The sequence below is a fragment of the Bacillus cereus group sp. BfR-BA-01349 genome, assembly GCF_022663795.1.
GTDB lineage: Bacteria > Bacillota > Bacilli > Bacillales > Bacillaceae_G > Bacillus_A > Bacillus_A cereus.
The window spans coordinates 56,087-74,195 of the sequence record NZ_JAKUGE010000018.1 but is presented as its reverse complement, the minus strand read 5'-3'; the positions used below and the strand labels follow the sequence as shown (position 1 = coordinate 74,195).

Genomic DNA, 18,109 nt, shown 5'->3' with positions numbered 1-18,109 from the left:
TCCCCCTATCGCTTAGCTACAATTACTTGCGACAATAATTCTTCTACTTTTTCCTTCTTACATAAATCAGCTGAAAATGCTGTTGCACTCCCTGTTGCAACGCCGTATTGAAATGCCTTTTCAATATCTTTTGTCTGTTCATATTTGCCTACAAACCCTGCAACAAGAGAATCTCCGGCCCCAACTGAATTAATTACAACACCTTTTGGAACAGTCGCTTCATATATACCTTCTGCCGTAAATAATAAAGCTCCCTCTCCAGCCATCGATACGATAACGTGTTTTACACCTTGTTCAATTAATTTTCTTCCATAAGGTAAAACGTCCTCTACTGTTGAAAGCTCCACATCAAACAACTCACCAAGTTCATGATGGTTTGGCTTAATTAAAAATGGCTTATTTTTAATTACATGCTGCAGTGCACTTCCGCTCGCATCAACTACTACTCGAATACCTTTTTCAGCTCCGAGCGCTGCGATTGATTCATAAAAGGTAGTTGGGATAGATGCAGGTACACTTCCAGCTAGCACAACGCAATCTCCCTGCTTCATACTTTCGATTTGTTTCATTAATTGTTCAAATTGCTCATTTGTCACATTAGGACCTTGCCCATTTAATTCTGTCTCTTCTTGCTCTTTTATTTTCACATTAATTCGGGAATCTCCGTCTACTTGGATGAAGTTTGTCATTACGCCTTCCGCCTGTAATACACTTTTAATAAATTGACCGGTGAATCCACCAGTAAATCCAAGTGCTACATTTTCCACGCCTAAACGATGGAGAACGCGAGAAACATTAATCCCTTTTCCCCCAGGAAACTTCATATCTTTCTCTGCTCGATTGACTGCGCCTAAATCAAAGGAATTAACTTGTACTACATAATCAATAGATGGGTTTAAAGTAACTGTATAGATCATTGTTTATCAGCCTCAATTACATTGGTTTGTCTTTTATATTTTTCTAAATCAATTTCTAAATGGTTTGTAATAATATTTGCTTCTTCAACATTTGCAATTTTCGCAAATGCAACTTCTGAAAACTTACTTTCATCAATTAAGAAATATCCTTCGTTTGCTAATGTTAATGCCATTTGTTTTAAGAGCGCTTCTTCTGGATCTGGCGTTGTAAAGCCAAGCTGTTCATGTACACCATTTGCACCTAAAAAACATTTATCAAAACGATACTTCTGCATACTTTCCTGTGCCATAGCACCGATTAAAGCTTTCGTCCTACTCTTCATCATTCCACCTAGTAAATACGCACGAATATTATTTTCAACTAAAGCTTCAATATGCATAAGTCCATTCGTAACGACAGTCACATCTTTATTTATTAAAAATGGAATCATTTCAAATGTTGTACTTCCTGCATCTAAATAAATACAATCACCTTGTTCAACAACGCTAGCCGCATAATTAGCAATTTGTTGTTTTATTTGAATGTTTTTGGATGATTTTTCAACCATCGTTGGTTCTTGCCCTTTTCCTGTTAAAACAGCGGCACCACCATGAACTCTCTTTAATAACCTTTGTTTTTCCAATTGCGCTAAATCACGACGAATTGTTGATTCAGAGCTTTCTGTTCTTTCCACCAATTGTTGTAATTTAACAATCTTCTGCTCTTTTACAAGTTGCAATATCATTTGATGACGTTCAGGAGTTAACATTTTATTCACCTCTTCTTTGATTACAGTATAATGAAAACGATCACAAAAATCAACCATAAACATTCATAAATAACCGAAATCAATCACAAACAGTTATAAATAACAAAAAAAGAAACCCATTTGATCGTTATATCAAACGGGTTTCTTTACTCGATTCACTTATAAAGAAGATTTATATATGCTTAAAACATCGTCTTTATTTAATTTTTTAAAGTTACCAAATTCACCATAAGCCATTGCTTTATCCGCCATTAAATCAATTTCATTTTCTCCAATAGCATAATCAGATAATGTTACTGGTGCCTCAATTGAAGTCCAAAATTGACGTAACGCCTGAATTCCTTCTAACACAATTTCTCGCTCAGTCTTTCCATCTGTTTCTACATTGAATACGCGAATAGCAAACTGTTTAAAACGACTTACATTTTCATCTACGACATGCTTCATCCAGTTAGGGAATAGAATTGCTAAGCCGCCTCCATGCGGTATATCATGAACAGCAGAAACTGCATGCTCAATATTATGAGTTGCCCAGTCTCCTTTAACTCCCATCGCTAAAATGCCGTTTAACGCCATAGTACCACAATATAAAATAGTTTCTCTATGCTCATAATTTTCTAAATCACTTAAAAGCTTAGGAGCTGTCTCAATTACTGTTTTTAAAACAGATTCACAATAACGATCTTGTAGTTCTGTATTCGTTCCGTTGTGGCAATATTGCTCTAATACGTGCGACATAATATCTACCATACCGTAAATTGTTTGATCCCTCGGCACAGACGCAGTATGAACTGGATCTAAAATTGAAAACTGCGGGAAAGTAACCGGGCTACCCCATCCATACTTTTCATTCGTTTCCCAGTTTGTAATTACCGAGCCTGCATTCATTTCAGATCCTGTTGCTGCAAGAGTAAGTACAGTACCAAAAGGTAATGCCTCACTAGCAAAAGCTTTTTTCGTTACAATATCCCATACATCTCCATCGTACTTACTACCAGCAGCAATTGCCTTCGTACAGTCGATTACACTTCCTCCGCCAACTGCTAAAATAAATTCAACACCATTCTCTTTACAAATTTGAATCCCTTTCTTTACAGTCGATACACGAGGATTCGGTTCAACGCCTGTCAATTCAAATACTTCTGCATTTATATCTTTTAAAATAGAAATTACATTATCATAAATACCGTTTCTTTTAATACTGCCTCCCCCGTATACGAGAAGAACTTTTTTACCGAACTGTGGAATTTCAGTTTTCAACTGTTCTAATTGCCCTTTACCGAAAATAAGTTTCGTTGGATTACGAAATACAAAATTTTGCATATTCCTTTACCATCCCTTCTATATGAAAAGTAACTATACTTTTGTATACCATATTTTTTTCATTTCACAAAAATATGGTATACAAAAAAATCCCAGCCTACAGGCTGAGATTTTTTATTGATAATAAGGTGAGATCATTAAGTAAACTATAACACCAGATAAACTTACATATAACCAAATCGGCATCGTCCAACGTACAATTTTACGATGACGTGTTAATTGATTTGTAAAACCAAATACAAGTGCAAACAATGCAAGCGGTACAATAATTGCTGCCAGGATAATATGTGTAATTAAAATGATGAAATATACATATTTAATGAATCCTTCTCCGCCAAAATGTGTTGCTGGCGCTAAGTAATGATACGATAAATAAGAAACACAAAATAGCAACGTCGTTGTAAATGCTGCCAGGATGAAACCACGGTGCATTTTCACATTCTTCTTAATAATAGAGTATAGAGCTGCTAATAAGAATACGAACGTAAAGCTATTAAAAATTGCATTTAACATTGGTAAAATTGTTACATCAAAATGTAATTCTCCTTCATAGCCAACAGGTCCAAAGAACAAAAATAAAATAATCGCATTTACAATTACAGAAAGCGTTATCACAATAGGAGCATAGCTTTTCTGATTTGTTGATTGATCCACCAAAATGGTCACTCCCTCTTCCTTCAAATATGTATACGTAACCTCACTATTTTAACATACTATTCACAGTGTAAATGTGACAATAGTTTGACACAGCAAGATAAGACAAAGAAAAAAATCCTTCTTAATAAAACTTCTTAAGAAGGATTTTATCGCTTTATTATTCAAATAGCAACGAGATTAGTTTTTGTTAAAAAATGTATCGCTATATGCTTGAAAAATTTCAGACACTTGATATCCCATTAAAGAAATTGCTGTTAATGAAAAGAAACCAATCATAAGAAATCGAAACCACATATAAATCTCCTCCTTGTATTTAGCTTAAAAAACATTCGCTATATTACAAGTTGAGTGGCACTCTTCATCGTCACTTTCCTTTTTCCTTACAATTGCTGTAATAAATCGAATCATAAAGAAAATAACAAAAGGAATTTGTTCGTAATTCACATTGGCATAGTTTAGCAACGGCTCGCGCTGCATATCGAACGGGGATGAGAAGGAATAGAACATACCTTGCTCTTCCATATATACAATTACAATTTTCATGCAAAATACGATTCCTAGAAACGAAACAATATCTTGCCATTCTGTCGTATATAACAGGTTATACAGCTCTAATACGTACTCTTCCATCATCATCCCCCCTTCCTTTTTTACCATTTTGCTCGCCTTCGTATAAAAAGTCAAGAAAAAAGTTTATATTCACTATGACAATAGTAATTACTTGTTTCTATGATTATATATGATTCTTTTATAGTAATGCTTTGGTGTAACTCTCTTCGAAAATAAGAAAATTAGAATCGAACGGATTCCTCATTCTTACTTTTAGGCTTCAAAATTGTGCTATTTTTATTTCTATTAAAAATAAAATAAGAAAGTATTATAAGAACAGTAACAAACATTGTTAAAAGTGCTTGTGAACGTAAAGTATCAATTGCGAACATCGCAACTAAAACTGCTATAATAGCAGCAATTGTAACATACGTTACATACGGAAAAAGCCACATTTTCACTTTCAAATTTTGTTGTTCTACTTTTCCCATTTTTTTACGCATCTTTAAATGCGAAACTGCAATAACGAGATAAACTAGTAACGCAATCCCGCCAGATGCATTCACTAAAAACAAAAAGACTTTATCTGGAGAAATATAACTAAAAACAACGCCAATATAAGCGAAGAACGTTCCGAATAAAACGGCCCGAACTGGAACACCACTACTGTTCAATTTCAAAAACGCCTTTGGAGCATCTCCTCTTTCTGCCATCGAAAAAAGCATTCTTGAGTTTGTATATAAACCCGAATTTAGACAAGAGAGTACAGCTGTTAAAACGATAAAATTCATAATTTGTGCCGCAGCTGGTATTCCTATATGTTCCAGTACAGCTACAAATGGACTTTTTAATATGTTTGCTGAATTCCATGGCAGTAGCGTAACAACTACCGCTATAGACCCAATAAAAAATACAAGAATACGCCAAATCACACTGTTTGTTGCTGTTTTTACTGCTTTTACAGGTTCTGCAGATTCACCTGCGGCTACTGCTACAATCTCTGATCCCATAAATGAAAATATAACGACAGTAATTCCAAGCAGTACCGAACTTATACCGTTTGGCATAAATCCACCTTGTCCAATTAAATTCGAAGTGCCGGGTGCTTCTGTTCCTGGAACAAATCCTAAAATAACAGCAAGACCTAAACAAAGGAACAAAACAATACTTATTACTTTAATAAAAGAAAACCAATATTCAAACTCTCCAAATGATTTCACCGAAAAAACGTTCGTCAGCGTTAATAAAATTGTTAATATTAAACTTAATAACCAAAGCGGTATTTGTGGAATCCAATATTGGATAATACCAGCACCTGCTGTGGCTTCTATTGCAATAACAATTACCCAAAAAAAACAGTATAACCAGCCTATTGTATAACCCGCCCAAGGACCAATTGCTTCTCTTGCATACGTTGCAAATGAACCACTTGTCGGATTAACAGCTGCCATTTCTCCTAGCATTCTCATGACGAAAATGACTAGAAGTCCTGCTAATGCATATGAAACGATAGAACCTGGTCCTGCCGAATGTACAACTGCACCACTTCCAACAAACAAACCAGCCCCTATTACGCCGCCAATTGAAATCATTGTAATGTGGCGTATTTTGAGGTCTTTCTTTAGATTTTTATCCAAATCTTGTACATCCCCTTCCAAACTAAATTTTGAAATTTATGTAAGAGTACTGTGCGAAAGATTTTGTCCTATACTTTAAAATATATCAAAATATTCTGAATTTAACAATTATAATTCAACCTCCTTCAAAAATTATTACATTAGGTTTAATACTTTCCCATACACAATTGTTGAGAAAATTATATTCTCCTTACAAAAGAAAGAATTTTCAGATATCATTGAATAAACAAGATTATACATCTAGACAACTTTTTGTATAGGAGTGTTGATATGTTAAACAAGTTCAAATTTTTTTGTTGTATTTTAGTAATGTTCTTACTTCTACCGCTATCCCCTTTCCAAGCACAAGCAGCAAACAATTTAGGTTCAAAATTACTCGTTGGATACTGGCATAATTTTGATAACGGTACTGGCATTATTAAATTAAAAGACGTTTCACCAAAATGGGATGTAATCAATGTATCTTTTGGTGAAACTGGTGGTGATCGTTCCACTGTTGAATTTTCTCCTGTGTATGGTACAGATGCAGAATTCAAATCAGATATTTCTTATTTAAAAAGTAAAGGAAAGAAAGTAGTTCTTTCAATAGGTGGACAAAATGGGGTCGTTTTACTTCCTGACAATGCCGCTAAGGATCGTTTTATTAATTCCATACAATCTCTGATCGATAAATACGGTTTTGACGGAATAGATATTGACCTTGAATCAGGTATTTACTTAAACGGAAATGACACTAACTTCAAAAACCCAACTACCCCTCAAATCGTAAATCTTATTTCAGCTATTCGAACAATCTCAGATCATTATGGTCCAGATTTTCTATTAAGCATGGCCCCTGAAACAGCTTATGTTCAAGGCGGATATAGCGCATATGGAAGCATATGGGGTGCATATTTACCAATTATTTACGGAGTGAAAGATAAACTAACATACATTCACGTTCAACACTACAACGCTGGTAGCGGGATTGGAATGGACGGTAATAACTACAATCAAGGTACTGCAGACTACGAGGTCGCTATGGCAGATATGCTCTTACATGGTTTTCCTGTAGGTGGTAATGCAAATAACATTTTCCCAGCTCTTCGTTCAGATCAAGTCATGATTGGGCTTCCAGCAGCACCAGCGGCAGCTCCAAGTGGTGGATACATTTCGCCAACTGAAATGAAAAAAGCTTTAAATTATATCATTAAAGGAGTTCCATTCGGAGGAAAGTATAAACTTTCTAATCAGAGTGGCTATCCTGCATTCCGCGGCCTAATGTCTTGGTCTATTAATTGGGATGCAAAAAACAACTTCGAATTCTCAAATAACTATAGAACATATTTTGATAGTCTTTCCTTGCAAAAATAACAAAGTAAAACTATAATTAGCCCTCATCAATCGGACATTTATGGGCAATCCATGCAGGATAAAAACAGCAATAGGTCCCTTTATAGGTCCTATTGTTGTTTTTTATTTATGAAAATTACTTTGTCACATCTAAAGTTTTAAGAAACTGTTTTCCATCGACCAACATCGCACGTTCCTCTGAATCATATTGTTAAATATTCTAGTCACTCTTTTGCTTCAACACAAAAACTGAAAGTTCAGGTACACTACAAAATCTAACAGGCATCCTAGTAGTCCCAATGCCACGATTTACATATAAATATAACTGCTTACTCTTCCCCTCTACTTCATACATACCTTCAACATAGCTCTCAGCTAGTTTGGTAGTAATTAACGGACCTACAAAAGGGATTTGGACTTGTCCTCCGTGACTATGTCCTGACAGTTGAAGATCAACTGGGTAACGATTTATTTTGGTTACAACATCCGGCTCATGTACTAATAACATGTTGAAATCATTTTGTTTCAAGTTTTTTAAAGTTAAATCTATTTTCGGCTTCCCTAATAGAAAATCATCCAAACCTGATATTGTAATATATTTGCCGTTTTCCACTTTAATTTTCTGCACTTCATTTACTAATACAGAAAAACCAGCTTCCTCCATATATTTTTTGTAAAATAGACTACCGCCCCCGCCCCTATCATGATTCCCAAACACAGCATATTTCCCTAAGGGAGCGTGAATTTTCTGCAAAATAGCCTTCGCTTCTTCTCTTTCCGCACTATAAGACCCAAATTTATCTATTAAATCTCCGGTAAAAACTACTATATCTGAATGTAATTCATTCATCTTCTCCACTAAATGTTCAAGTTGCTTCAGTGTAAACTCTGGCCCTAAATGTACATCTGAAAACTGTAATATTTTTTTATTATTAAATTCTTTAGGAATTGCAGAAGCTTCTATTTCATTCCACGTAACTGTTACTAATTTTCTTTCTATTTCTGTCGCATAATAATACAAACTTACTGGTATCATTAATATACTTATAAAACTAATAATAAATATCTTTATGATTGATTTTTTTCGTTCTTTTTTTACATGATTCGTATTCATGTTTTCACCTCTAGAAACACTTTAAATCCTTATTGTTACATTAATGTGACAACATGAATACTATTCTTATTATGTAATTCCTTCCCTATTCACTTTGACAATTTTATACAGAAGTCATAACATATTTTTATAATACATATATTTTTGAATCTTTTTCTATTCATTCCATTATTTTATTACGGAGGGGTTATTCATGTCTGTATTTACACCAGAAGAAATTACGGAACTTGCTGCGAATTCAGGAAGGAAAAAAGCTCATTTATCATTGCTCCCTATGCTAATTCTTGGTTTTTTTGGTGGTGCTTTTATCGCATTAGGGTATTTACTCGATATTCATGTTATTGGGACAATGCCAAAATATTGGGGATCATTTTCTAGTTTTCTAGGCGCTGCTGTATTTCCTATTGGTCTTATTCTCGTTATTCTTGCAGGCGGTGAACTAGTAACCGGTAACATGATGACAGTTTCTATGGCCTGGCTCCAAAAGAAAATTACTTTATTTTATTTCATACGAAATTTAGTTATTGTTACATTTAGCAATTTCATAGGGGCTGTATTTGTAGCCTACTTTTTCGGTCATATCGTTGGCTTAACTGAGGGAGCTTTTTTAGCGAAAACTATTTCTATCGCTCAAGCGAAACTACAAGATACGCCATTGCAAGCATTTATTTCTGCAATCGGATGTAATTGGCTCGTTTGTTTAGCTGTTTGGCTCAGTATGGGAAGTAAAGAATTTATCGGAAAGATTATCGGTATTTGGTTCCCGGTTATGACTTTTGTTGCGATTGGATTTCAACACGTTGTAGCCAATATGTTTGTCATCCCAGCCGCGATTTTTGCCGGTCATTTCACTTGGGCTGAATATTTTCCAAACTTTATTTTTGTTTTCTTTGGAAATTTAGTAGGAGGTATGTTATTTGTAGCACTACCTTACTTCATATCTTATAATAAGAAACTACCTGCTCATCAAGAGAAGACTGAAATGAAGAACAAATCTCTGTCCGCTTAAATGGAATGTCTATAAAGTGCCCTAAAAAATATTACAAATTTCATTTTTTTTGCGAATATATGTACGTACACTTGTTCTCGAATGTTTTATACGTTATAATAACAACTTAAATAGCATTATTTACATATGAGGTGAAAAACATGAACAAAACAGAATTAATTAAAAACGTAGCACAAAATGCTGAGATTTCTCAAAAAGAAGCTACTGTAGTTGTACAAACTGTAGTAGAATCAATCACTAACACTTTAGCTGCTGGTGAAAAAGTACAACTTATCGGATTCGGTACATTCGAAGTTCGCGAAAGAGCTGCTCGTACAGGCCGTAACCCACAAACTGGTGAAGAAATGCAAATCGCAGCTTCTAAAGTACCTGCTTTCAAAGCTGGTAAAGAACTAAAAGAAGCTGTAAAATAATGAAAAATATCCTTCTCATTTATGAGAAGGATATTTTTTTCATAACATAATTAATAAAAATCTGACCATTATGTTGTTTCTTTTGTTCTTTTATGCAAATAAAATCTTTACTTTCAAAAAAAGGTTTTGCGGTAATGCTCGCCTCTGTATATATCTCCCTATGTCCCAAATTCACTGCTTCTTTTTCTAACTTCTGTAGTATGTATGAAGCGACTCTTTTCCCTTGATAATCTTTATGCGTAAATAAACGATCTACGTAACGATCATCGTTATAATCCCCAAACCCGACTATCACACCTTTATGATCCGCTACATAGCTAATATTCTTTTCTAAAGACTGTAACCAATTTTCTCTATCTAGTCGCTCCGGTGCCCACGCCTGTAGCTGTAACTCATTATAATCTTTTGCATTAACCGTATGAACTGTTTCATAGAACAATTGTAATACTTGATCTAAATCTTCTTTCTGGAATGTTCTAATTATAATATCTTTTAACATATATAAGTCTCCTTACGAAACTACCTCTTAACTTTTCTACTACATACGATTCTATATTTCTGCTTTATTATATCGTTTTAATTTCTATACGAACAAAAAAACAATACTTATTCAAGTATTGTTTTTTAATTCTATTCAATTACTTAATGTAGCTTTTTAAGGTTTTAATTTAACTCTTTGTAATCGTAATGCATTTAATACAACGGATACAGAACTAAATGCCATCGCTGCTCCAGCAACCCAAGGGGCTAAAAAACCTAATGCCGCAATTGGAATTCCTAACGCGTTATAAGCTAATGCCCAGAATAAATTTTGTTTAATATTTCTTATCGTCATTTTACTCATAAAGATCGCATCAGCAATACTATTTAAGTCACCGCGGATTAACGTTATATCCGCTGCTTCCATCGCTACATCCGTTCCCGTTCCAATTGCCATACCAATGTTCGCTGTAGCAAGAGCAGGAGCATCATTTATCCCGTCTCCAACCATCGCTACTTTCTTACCATTTGCTTGCAGTTTTTTCACTTCTTCTGCTTTTCCTTCTGGCAATACTTCTGCAATTACGTGATCAATACCAACTTGCTTTGCAATTGCCTGAGCAGTTTGTGTATTATCTCCTGTAATCATCACAACGTCTAGACCCATTTTTTTCAGTCTTGCGATAGCTGCTTTTGAAGTATCTTTCACAGTATCTGCAACGGCAAATATACCAGCATATTCTTTATCGATTGCAATAAGCATTGCTGTTTTTCCTTCTCGTTCTAGCGCTTCCATTGATTTAGAAACTTCTTCAATATCAATATTGAATTTCTTCATTAATCGACGTGTACCAATTAATAAGTGTTTTCCTTCTACAACTGATTCGATACCAAATCCCGGAATCGCTTCAAACGTTTCTGAACTTGGGATATCAATTTTCTTTTCTTTAATTCCTTCTACAATCGCTTCTGCAAGTGGATGTTCAGAATTTCTTTCTGCTGCCCCTACTAATCTAAGCAGTTCATTTTCATTGAATCCATCTGCTACAATTACATCTGTTAACACCGGCTTCCCATTTGTCACTGTACCCGTTTTATCTAAAATAACCGTATCTAATCTGTGCGTTGCTTCTAAATGCTCTCCACCTTTAAATAAAATACCATACTCTGCTGATCTTCCTGATCCTGCCATAATAGATGTAGGCGTTGCAAGACCTAATGCACATGGACAAGCGATAACAAGTACTGCTATCATTTTCTCAAGTGCTCCGCCAAAATCACCAGGTGTAACAAATATCATCCATACTGCAAATGTGATAATCGCAATCACAACTACAACCGGTACGAAAATACCTGAAATTTGATCTGCTACCCTTTGAATAGGAGCTTTTGAACCCTGTGCCTCTTCTACTACTTTAATAATTTGAGCTAATGCAGTATCTCTTCCTACCTTAGTTGCTTTCACTTTTAAAAATCCATTTTTATTTATTGTAGAACCTATTACTACATCCCCAATTGACTTATCAACAGGAATACTTTCACCCGTTAACATCGATTCATCAATCGCTGACTTTCCTTCGACAATCTCACCATCTACTGGTATTTTTTCACCAGGCTTTACATAGACGATATCACCAGCTACTACTTCTTCAATCAAAATTTTTATTTCTGTTCCACCTCGCACAACTGTAGCTGTCTTCGCTTGTAAACCCATCAATTTTTTAATTGCTTCTGATGAGCGCCCTTTTGCTTTCGCTTCAAATAATTTACCTAAAATAATTAATGTAATAAGTACCGCACTCGTTTCAAAATATAAATCTGTCATATGTTCCGAAGAACCAATAGATTGAATACTTAAATATACACTATAAAAATAAGCGGCCGACGTTCCAAGCGCCACGAGAACATCCATATTCGCACTTTTATTACGTAACGCTTTATAAGCCCCAACATAAAACTGCCCACCAATGATAAATTGAACAGGAGTTGCAAGTGCTAGTTGCACCCAAGGGTTCATTAACATATCTGGTAAATAAATAAACGACGTAAATGAGAAATGACTAACCATTGCCCACAATAATGGGAAAGATAAAATAAACGAAATAATAAACTTCTTCTTTTGTCTTTCAATTTCTTGTAATCGATGATCAGTTGATGCATCTTGATCATCTGGTTTCACTTCTAATTTATATCCTAGCTTCGTAATCGCGCTCTTCATTTCATTTACATTAACTTCATCATGATTAAAGTCTACTGTAGCTGATTCTAAAGCAAAATTTACTGTCGCTTTGTTCACACCATCTAACTTATTTAAACGCTTTTCAACTCTATTTGCACATGCTGCACATGTCATTCCTGAAACAGTAAATTCAGCTTTATCACTTACAATTCCATATCCTAACGATTCAACTTTTTCTTTAAATTGTTGCAGATTTGTTTTAGTTGGATCGTACATTATTTTTGTTTTTTCAAGCGCAAAATTTACATTTGCCTCATGAACACCTTCTACTTTTTTTAGACCTTTTTCAATTCTATTTGCACATGCCGCACATGTCATTCCTGATATTTGAAGATTGGCCTCTTTTTGTTCATTCATGTCTCTCACCTCTATATACCCTTATGAGGTATAATTATTAGCAAAATAAATCGTACTTCGTTTAAAGTACGATTTATTTCCATATCTAAAAATAATTACTGAACATCGTATCCTTGGTCTTCGATTACAGCAACGATATCTTTTAATGTTACGGCAGACGAGTCGATAGTAACTTCAACAGTTCCTTCTGCTAATTGAACCTTCACTTGTTCAACACCGTTTAGCTCTTTCACACTGCTTTCGATAGCATTTACACAATGTCCACAAGACATACCTTCAACTTGTAATGTTAACTGTTCCATTTAAAATCCTCCTCTTGTTTCTTCATTATTTGTTAATCACAATTACATCTTACCATACCCCCCTAAGGTAATCAATGGTTTTGTATCATGATTTTTCAATTATTTTCTAAAAGTTTATTTTACACACACCTTTTCACATCAATACCCCGAAATCTTATTATGAAGGTAAACAAAAAAAACAAGCCAGTGACATACTAGCTTGTTTTTACGCTTTTGAAAAACGTTCAAATACAGTCATTAATTCTTCAATTGCTTCGTCACCATTGCCATCTTTAATAGCACCTGAAACACAATGACTTGTATGGTTTTTTAATACACCCATTCCTACTTTTTTCATCGCTGCATTAATCGCTGAAATTTGCACTAAAATATCCACACAATAGCGATCATTTTCAATCATATTTTGAATACCGCGGACCTGTCCTTCAATCCTCTTTAATCTATTTATAATTTGTTCTTTTTCTTTTTCTGATCTATGTGTTACCGCTTCATGCTCTTTATGACCCATATTATCACCTTCTTAAAGTTTCTCTTCATCCAATAAAACAATTGCTTTTACGAGTATACCAATTATAGCATTAATTATCTATGTATGATACCCCATATGAGTATATTTCCGCTTTATGATTATTCTTAACAACTCATTAGCTTCTTAATCTCAATTTTCAGTATACCCTTTCTTTTTGTCAAAAAAATCATTATATCTCTCATCAAAGTTCAATAAAAAGAAACAAGAATAAGCGGGGATTACCCGCCCCCGCTTATTCTTTGTCTATAATATTAAAAACTTAATTTTCAGCTATTTAATCCAAGAATTTTTTCTTTCCATATATGATTATTACTGATCGCATACTTTTGTATCATTCACTACTGAAGTTCCTTCAACGGTTACCGTATGAAAACAGTCATTTACTCGAACTGTTACAACATTATCTTGCCGATCAATGATATGATATTCATTAAAATTTTTATTCAGAGCACTGCGAATTTGTTCTCCTTCATAAATTGGGATGCCATGCGATAAAACCCAAATAAGTCCAGCGATAGCAAGAATAGTTTTCATACGATCTACCTCCTTGGGAATATAGTGAACTTTTAATCCATACTTTTTCAGCTCTACAAATCATGATCGGAATAAACCAAGCCTTTTTGGAAATAAGTTCATTTCGTCTATTTTATGTTTATGCTAATTGTGACCGTTTTGTGACAACTTTTTGTCTCTTTAGACGAAAAGTTGAAACAAAACTTTCAAAAAGGACAATTCTACATATCAAAAAAGGTTATGGAATGTTTCATCCATAACCTTTTTTCCTATACGTAACTAATAAATCTCAATCCTTTACTTAAAGAAGTCGGCACAACAGATGCATGATTCTCCCCTTCAGCTTCATAAAACTTAAATTTAAGTTTATCATGGTTTACTTGGAGAAGGCGCTCTGATAATTCATTTGCGCCTACAACCATATGCTCTCGTTCTAGTGACCCAACTGTAAGGAACACTCCTGTTTCAAACTTAGCATTGTTTAATTCATGTATAAGGTTCTCTTCTTTTTCAAGTACGGATTGGTTATTCCACCATATAGATGGACTACTAATAAAATAATTTTGAAAAGCATTTAAGTTTGTAAATAGTATATAAAGAGCAAATAGTCCACCTAAAGAATGTCCAAATAACGTTTGCTTACTTTTATCGATCTCAAAATTCTTTTCAATTTGTGGTTTCAGTTCTTCTTCAATAAAAGTAAAGAAATTATGTGCTCCTCCTGTTTTAGGCCACGGTTTACCGTCTGGTTTTAAAGGGGCATCTTTTGAAATTACGCTAGGCGTAAAATCATAACATCTTTCTTCCCCTGAAAATGCGCCTTCAATTGGATAACCCAATCCTACTATAACAGCTGGTGAAACACCGGTTTTTTCCGCTCTTACTGATTGTATTTTAACTGCTTCATGAAATGTTTGAAAAAAGGCATTGCCATCTAATACATAAATGACAGGATATCCTGAATCCGGTGCTGGTTGCCTCGGCTTTGAAATATGAATTTGATATTCCTTACCTTCTAATTTTGAATACATTTTCCACTGTTCTGTATTAGATGTTATAATCTGCTGTTTTTCAACTGTAGTATTCACCCTATCCCCCCCTTTTTAACTTGTTACATATATTTCGATTTTTTCTTCTTGAGATACAACGCTATCATAACCGAAACAAACAGGAGCCCCGTTATACGGATCTATCATGACACGTGCATCAATATGAAATACTTCTTTTAACACTTCATTTGTAATGATTTCTTCTGGGCTACCAGTTGTAACAATTTCTCCTTCCTTCATTGCAATAATTTCATCTGAAAACCTTGCTGCATGGTTAATATCATGTAATACCATAACAACCGTACAATTATGTTCTTTATTTAACTTCTCCACAATTTGTAATACATCTAATTGATGAGACATATCAAGGTATGTAGTTGGCTCATCTAATAGCAACACTTCTGTCTCTTGTGCTAATGCCATCGCTAGCCATACCTTTTGTCTTTGACCACCTGATAAATTTGCAATTTGTCTCGTTCGAAATTCAGAAGTTTTCGTTATATTTAATGCCCAATCAATCATTTCTTTATCTTTTGTCGTTAACTTATTTACGTTATTTCGATGTGGATAGCGTCCATAAGAAATTAATTCTTCCACTTTAAGTTCACCTGGTGCAATTGGAGTTTGCGGGAGTAAAGCTAACTGCTTCGCAATTTCTTTCGTTGAAATTGTATGTAAATCTTGCCCTTGTAAATATACTTTTCCGCTTTTTTGTTTTAAAATTCTTCCCATTGTTTTTAACAATGTTGATTTACCGCAACCGTTCGGACCTATAATTGTCGTTACTTTTCCTTCTTGTATTTCCACATTTAAATCGCGAAACACTGTAAGCTTTTCATAACTTGTTTCTAAATTTTTTGCACTTAAAATACTCACTTTTATTCCTCCTCTTACGCTTTCGCCTTATAAAGTAAATATAAGAAATACGGTACACCGACAATAGAAATAACGATTCCAACTGGTAACTCTACAGGTGTGAAAACTGTTTTTGCAATAAAGTCTGAGGCAACTACAAGAAACATTCCGATTACGCCGCACGTGGGAATTATATACTTATGTTGAATACCGACAAGTCTTTTCGCTATATGCGGTGCCATTAAGCCAATAAAACCGATACTCCCTGAAACAGCAACACATGCACTCACAAGCCCGATACTGCTTAATAATAAAATCGATTTCTCTCTTTCTACTGAAACACCTAAACTTGTAATACTCGTTTCTTCCAATTGAAATAAATCTAGTAAATATGCTTTCTTTTGTATAAGTGGAATTAAAATAATAAGCCATGGTAACATAGCCACAATATACTTCCAGTTCGCACTATATATGCTTCCAGAAACCCACACTGCAGCCATCTCGAAATCAGTTGACTTCATTTTGAGTGATAAGTACATAGAAAAGGCCCCAAATCCTGATCCAATTGCAATCCCTGTTAATAAAAGTCGCTGCGAATCTAACTTACCGTTTTTCCAAGAAAAAAGATAGATGATAATAGCAGCACCTAATCCGCCGACTAAACCAAACATTGGCATCATCATAATAGAAACCCAGTCTGTGCTTTTTAATTGTCCTTGAAAGAAAAACATAAAAATGACGATCGCTGTTCCCGCACCGGCATTTACTCCTAAAATACCTGGGTCTGCCAATCCATTTCTCGTAATCCCTTGAATAACGGCACCCGCAACACCAAGGCCTAATCCTACTAATCCAGCAATTACGATACGTGGAAGACGAAACTCAAAAATAACTAAATCATGTTCTGGTACTGGATCAATTCTAAAAAGTGTTTTAAACACATCTGTAATCGTAATGTCGAACGTACCATTTGTTAAACTAATATAAATAGCACATAGTATTAAAAATATAATAATCCCCATCGTCATTCCGAAACGTTGACTTGAACTTTTAAGCATGTCTCTCTCCTCCTCTTGTACGGATTAAATAAAGGAAGAAAGGAATTCCAATTAAAGATGTTACGACTCCAATTGGCGTTTCAAATGGATAATTTACAAATCTACTTAAAACATCACATAACGCTAAGAAAACCCCACCAATAACGCCTGCACATGGCAATATCCATTTATAATCTACTCCAATTATAAAGCGGGTAATGTGCGGAATAATTAAACCTACAAAACCAACTTTTCCTACTAAAGCAACTGCTGTTCCTGTTAAAAAAATTACCGATAAAATTGCCATCGCTTTAACTAGTTTTGTACGCTGTCCTAAATTAATAGAAACCTCTTCGCCTAATGAAAGAATGGTAATAGATTTTGATATTAACAATGCTAAAATTATTCCAATTATCCCAAACGGTATCGTAATTTTAATTATATTAGGATCTACTTGATCTAACTTTGCATTAAACCAAAAACTAACATTTTGAGAAATTTGGAAATACGAAGCCATGGCAGCCGATACACTGCTTAAAAATGTTCCAATAACTGTTCCGATAATTGCTAACCTAACTGGTGATAAGCCATTTTGAAGGAGCGAACCAAAACCAAACACGATACCGGCTCCGAGTGCAGAACCAATCATTGAACATACAACCATACCAATTGATGACATTCCTGGAAGAAAAATCATACAAAGTGTAATAACAAAGGCAGCACCATCCGTCACACCCATAATAGAAGGGGATGCAAGATAGTTTCTTGTCATCCCCTGCATAAGTGCTCCTGATATGGCTAGAAATGCTCCGACTAAAAGAGCTGCAACTACCCTTGGTAAACGTGAAGTAATAATAATATTATGATTTACATCACTTGAATCAAAATGAAATAATGCGTTCCACACTGTTTCAGCATCAATACTTTTCGCCCCATACAAAATCGAAAGTATAACTGTAAATAAGATGAGTATGGGTGCTATACATAATATAGTTACTGGTACTGCATTTGTTTTCTGCATATCATTCAACGCACCTTACTTATTGTA

19 protein-coding genes are annotated in these 18,109 nt (G+C 34.6%); 3 read left to right on the top strand and 16 right to left on the bottom strand.

Going from position 1 to position 18,109, the window contains the following annotated elements; genetic code table 11:
• Nucleotides 1-5: 5 nt before the first annotated feature.
• The 6 genes from pfkB to gabP all read right to left on the bottom strand — a co-directional run bounded on the left by pfkB (nucleotide 6) and on the right by gabP (nucleotide 5,832).
• On the bottom strand, nucleotides 6-917 hold the full coding sequence (gene pfkB, locus MR169_RS12300; RefSeq protein ID WP_000640835.1) for a 1-phosphofructokinase: 912 nt from the start codon (nucleotides 915-917) through the stop codon (nucleotides 6-8).
• Nucleotides 914-1,666, bottom strand: a complete 753-nt coding sequence (locus MR169_RS12295) for a DeoR/GlpR family DNA-binding transcription regulator (RefSeq protein WP_000957264.1) — start codon at nucleotides 1,664-1,666, stop codon at nucleotides 914-916. The genes pfkB and MR169_RS12295 overlap by 4 nt, the downstream gene beginning before the upstream one ends.
• Nucleotides 1,667-1,825: 159 nt before the next feature.
• Complete coding sequence (locus MR169_RS12290) at nucleotides 1,826-2,989, bottom strand: iron-containing alcohol dehydrogenase (RefSeq protein ID WP_242319462.1); 1,164 nt, start codon at nucleotides 2,987-2,989, stop codon at nucleotides 1,826-1,828.
• 114 nt (nucleotides 2,990-3,103) lie between these two features.
• Entirely contained in the window at nucleotides 3,104-3,646 is a 543-nt protein-coding gene (locus tag MR169_RS12285; protein ID WP_000228314.1) for a DUF420 domain-containing protein, read from the bottom strand.
• A 318-nt stretch (nucleotides 3,647-3,964) separates the two neighbouring features.
• Nucleotides 3,965-4,303 (bottom strand): hypothetical protein, encoded by a 339-nt coding sequence (locus MR169_RS12280; RefSeq protein ID WP_002000550.1) that lies wholly within the window; start codon nucleotides 4,301-4,303, stop codon nucleotides 3,965-3,967.
• A gap of 134 nt (nucleotides 4,304-4,437) precedes the next feature.
• A complete protein-coding gene (gabP, locus tag MR169_RS12275) occupies nucleotides 4,438-5,832 on the bottom strand; it encodes a GABA permease (protein WP_242319461.1) in 1,395 nt (464 codons plus the stop codon).
• 270 nt (nucleotides 5,833-6,102) lie between these two features.
• On the opposite strand from gabP, the gene MR169_RS12270 reads away from it, so the two are divergent.
• On the top strand, nucleotides 6,103-7,185 hold the full coding sequence (locus tag MR169_RS12270; RefSeq protein WP_065845270.1) for a chitinase: 1,083 nt from the start codon (nucleotides 6,103-6,105) through the stop codon (nucleotides 7,183-7,185).
• A gap of 199 nt (nucleotides 7,186-7,384) precedes the next feature.
• Here MR169_RS12270 and MR169_RS12265 read toward each other — a convergent pair whose 3' ends face one another.
• The gene (locus tag MR169_RS12265) at nucleotides 7,385-8,278 is read right to left on the bottom strand and encodes a metallophosphoesterase (protein ID WP_098783578.1); all 894 of its coding nucleotides are present in this window, start codon (nucleotides 8,276-8,278) and stop codon (nucleotides 7,385-7,387) included.
• A 193-nt stretch (nucleotides 8,279-8,471) separates the two neighbouring features.
• Here MR169_RS12265 and MR169_RS12260 point away from each other — a divergent pair, with 193 nt between their 5' ends.
• Together MR169_RS12260 and MR169_RS12255 are read left to right on the top strand one after the other, a co-directional pair.
• A complete protein-coding gene (locus MR169_RS12260) occupies nucleotides 8,472-9,287 on the top strand; it encodes a formate/nitrite transporter family protein (protein ID WP_000110537.1) in 816 nt (271 codons plus the stop codon).
• Nucleotides 9,288-9,427: 140 nt separating this feature from the next.
• Nucleotides 9,428-9,700, top strand: coding sequence for an HU family DNA-binding protein (locus MR169_RS12255; protein WP_001043904.1), 273 nt, complete (start codon nucleotides 9,428-9,430; stop codon nucleotides 9,698-9,700).
• A gap of 19 nt (nucleotides 9,701-9,719) precedes the next feature.
• On the opposite strand, the gene MR169_RS12250 is transcribed toward MR169_RS12255, so the two are convergent.
• From MR169_RS12250 to MR169_RS12210, 9 genes are all read right to left on the bottom strand, one after another.
• Nucleotides 9,720-10,199 (bottom strand): GNAT family N-acetyltransferase, encoded by a 480-nt coding sequence (locus MR169_RS12250; protein WP_016118499.1) that lies wholly within the window; start codon nucleotides 10,197-10,199, stop codon nucleotides 9,720-9,722.
• 156 nt (nucleotides 10,200-10,355) lie between these two features.
• A complete protein-coding gene (locus tag MR169_RS12245; protein WP_001005323.1) occupies nucleotides 10,356-12,776 on the bottom strand; it encodes a heavy metal translocating P-type ATPase in 2,421 nt (806 codons plus the stop codon).
• A gap of 95 nt (nucleotides 12,777-12,871) precedes the next feature.
• Complete coding sequence (gene copZ, locus MR169_RS12240) at nucleotides 12,872-13,078, bottom strand: copper chaperone CopZ (RefSeq protein ID WP_000436973.1); 207 nt, start codon at nucleotides 13,076-13,078, stop codon at nucleotides 12,872-12,874.
• A gap of 205 nt (nucleotides 13,079-13,283) precedes the next feature.
• On the bottom strand, nucleotides 13,284-13,586 hold the full coding sequence (locus MR169_RS12235; RefSeq protein ID WP_000509876.1) for a metal-sensing transcriptional repressor: 303 nt from the start codon (nucleotides 13,584-13,586) through the stop codon (nucleotides 13,284-13,286).
• Nucleotides 13,587-13,916: 330 nt separating this feature from the next.
• The gene (locus tag MR169_RS12230) at nucleotides 13,917-14,141 is read right to left on the bottom strand and encodes a hypothetical protein (RefSeq protein WP_086408993.1); all 225 of its coding nucleotides are present in this window, start codon (nucleotides 14,139-14,141) and stop codon (nucleotides 13,917-13,919) included.
• A gap of 248 nt (nucleotides 14,142-14,389) precedes the next feature.
• Nucleotides 14,390-15,208 carry an alpha/beta hydrolase gene (locus MR169_RS12225; protein ID WP_001098703.1) on the bottom strand — a complete coding sequence of 273 codons (819 nt, stop codon included), beginning with the start codon at nucleotides 15,206-15,208 and terminating at the stop codon, nucleotides 14,390-14,392.
• A gap of 15 nt (nucleotides 15,209-15,223) precedes the next feature.
• Nucleotides 15,224-16,045: an ABC transporter ATP-binding protein gene (locus tag MR169_RS12220; RefSeq protein ID WP_000025773.1), complete on the bottom strand. Its 822-nt coding sequence runs from the start codon at nucleotides 16,043-16,045 to the stop codon at nucleotides 15,224-15,226.
• Nucleotides 16,046-16,059: 14 nt separating this feature from the next.
• Entirely contained in the window at nucleotides 16,060-17,082 is a 1,023-nt protein-coding gene (locus tag MR169_RS12215; RefSeq protein WP_000920451.1) for a FecCD family ABC transporter permease, read from the bottom strand.
• Entirely contained in the window at nucleotides 17,075-18,082 is a 1,008-nt protein-coding gene (locus MR169_RS12210; RefSeq protein WP_001173058.1) for a FecCD family ABC transporter permease, read from the bottom strand. The genes MR169_RS12215 and MR169_RS12210 overlap by 8 nt, the downstream gene beginning before the upstream one ends.
• Nucleotides 18,083-18,109: the final 27 nt, after the last annotated feature.

Excerpts from the sequence above, each read along its gene's own strand:
- copZ (WP_000436973.1), bottom strand. The coding sequence starts at position 13,078 with ATGGAACAGTTAACATTACAAGTTGAAGGTATGTCTTGTGGACATTGT.
- MR169_RS12235 (WP_000509876.1), bottom strand. The coding sequence starts at position 13,586 with ATGGGTCATAAAGAGCATGAAGCGGTAACACATAGATCAGAAAAAGAA.
- MR169_RS12210 (WP_001173058.1), bottom strand. The coding sequence starts at position 18,082 with ATGCAGAAAACAAATGCAGTACCAGTAACTATATTATGTATAGCACCC.
- MR169_RS12265 (WP_098783578.1), bottom strand. The coding sequence starts at position 8,278 with ATGAATACGAATCATGTAAAAAAAGAACGAAAAAAATCAATCATAAAG.
- MR169_RS12295 (WP_000957264.1), bottom strand. The coding sequence starts at position 1,666 with ATGTTAACTCCTGAACGTCATCAAATGATATTGCAACTTGTAAAAGAG.
- MR169_RS12255 (WP_001043904.1), top strand. The coding sequence starts at position 9,428 with ATGAACAAAACAGAATTAATTAAAAACGTAGCACAAAATGCTGAGATT.
- MR169_RS12215 (WP_000920451.1), bottom strand. The coding sequence starts at position 17,082 with ATGCTTAAAAGTTCAAGTCAACGTTTCGGAATGACGATGGGGATTATT.
- MR169_RS12280 (WP_002000550.1), bottom strand. The coding sequence starts at position 4,303 with ATGGTAAAAAAGGAAGGGGGGATGATGATGGAAGAGTACGTATTAGAG.
- pfkB (WP_000640835.1), bottom strand. The coding sequence starts at position 917 with ATGATCTATACAGTTACTTTAAACCCATCTATTGATTATGTAGTACAA.
- MR169_RS12260 (WP_000110537.1), top strand. The coding sequence starts at position 8,472 with ATGTCTGTATTTACACCAGAAGAAATTACGGAACTTGCTGCGAATTCA.
- MR169_RS12245 (WP_001005323.1), bottom strand. The coding sequence starts at position 12,776 with ATGAATGAACAAAAAGAGGCCAATCTTCAAATATCAGGAATGACATGT.
- MR169_RS12290 (WP_242319462.1), bottom strand. The coding sequence starts at position 2,989 with ATGCAAAATTTTGTATTTCGTAATCCAACGAAACTTATTTTCGGTAAA.
- MR169_RS12230 (WP_086408993.1), bottom strand. The coding sequence starts at position 14,141 with ATGAAAACTATTCTTGCTATCGCTGGACTTATTTGGGTTTTATCGCAT.
- MR169_RS12250 (WP_016118499.1), bottom strand. The coding sequence starts at position 10,199 with ATGTTAAAAGATATTATAATTAGAACATTCCAGAAAGAAGATTTAGAT.
- MR169_RS12270 (WP_065845270.1), top strand. The coding sequence starts at position 6,103 with ATGTTAAACAAGTTCAAATTTTTTTGTTGTATTTTAGTAATGTTCTTA.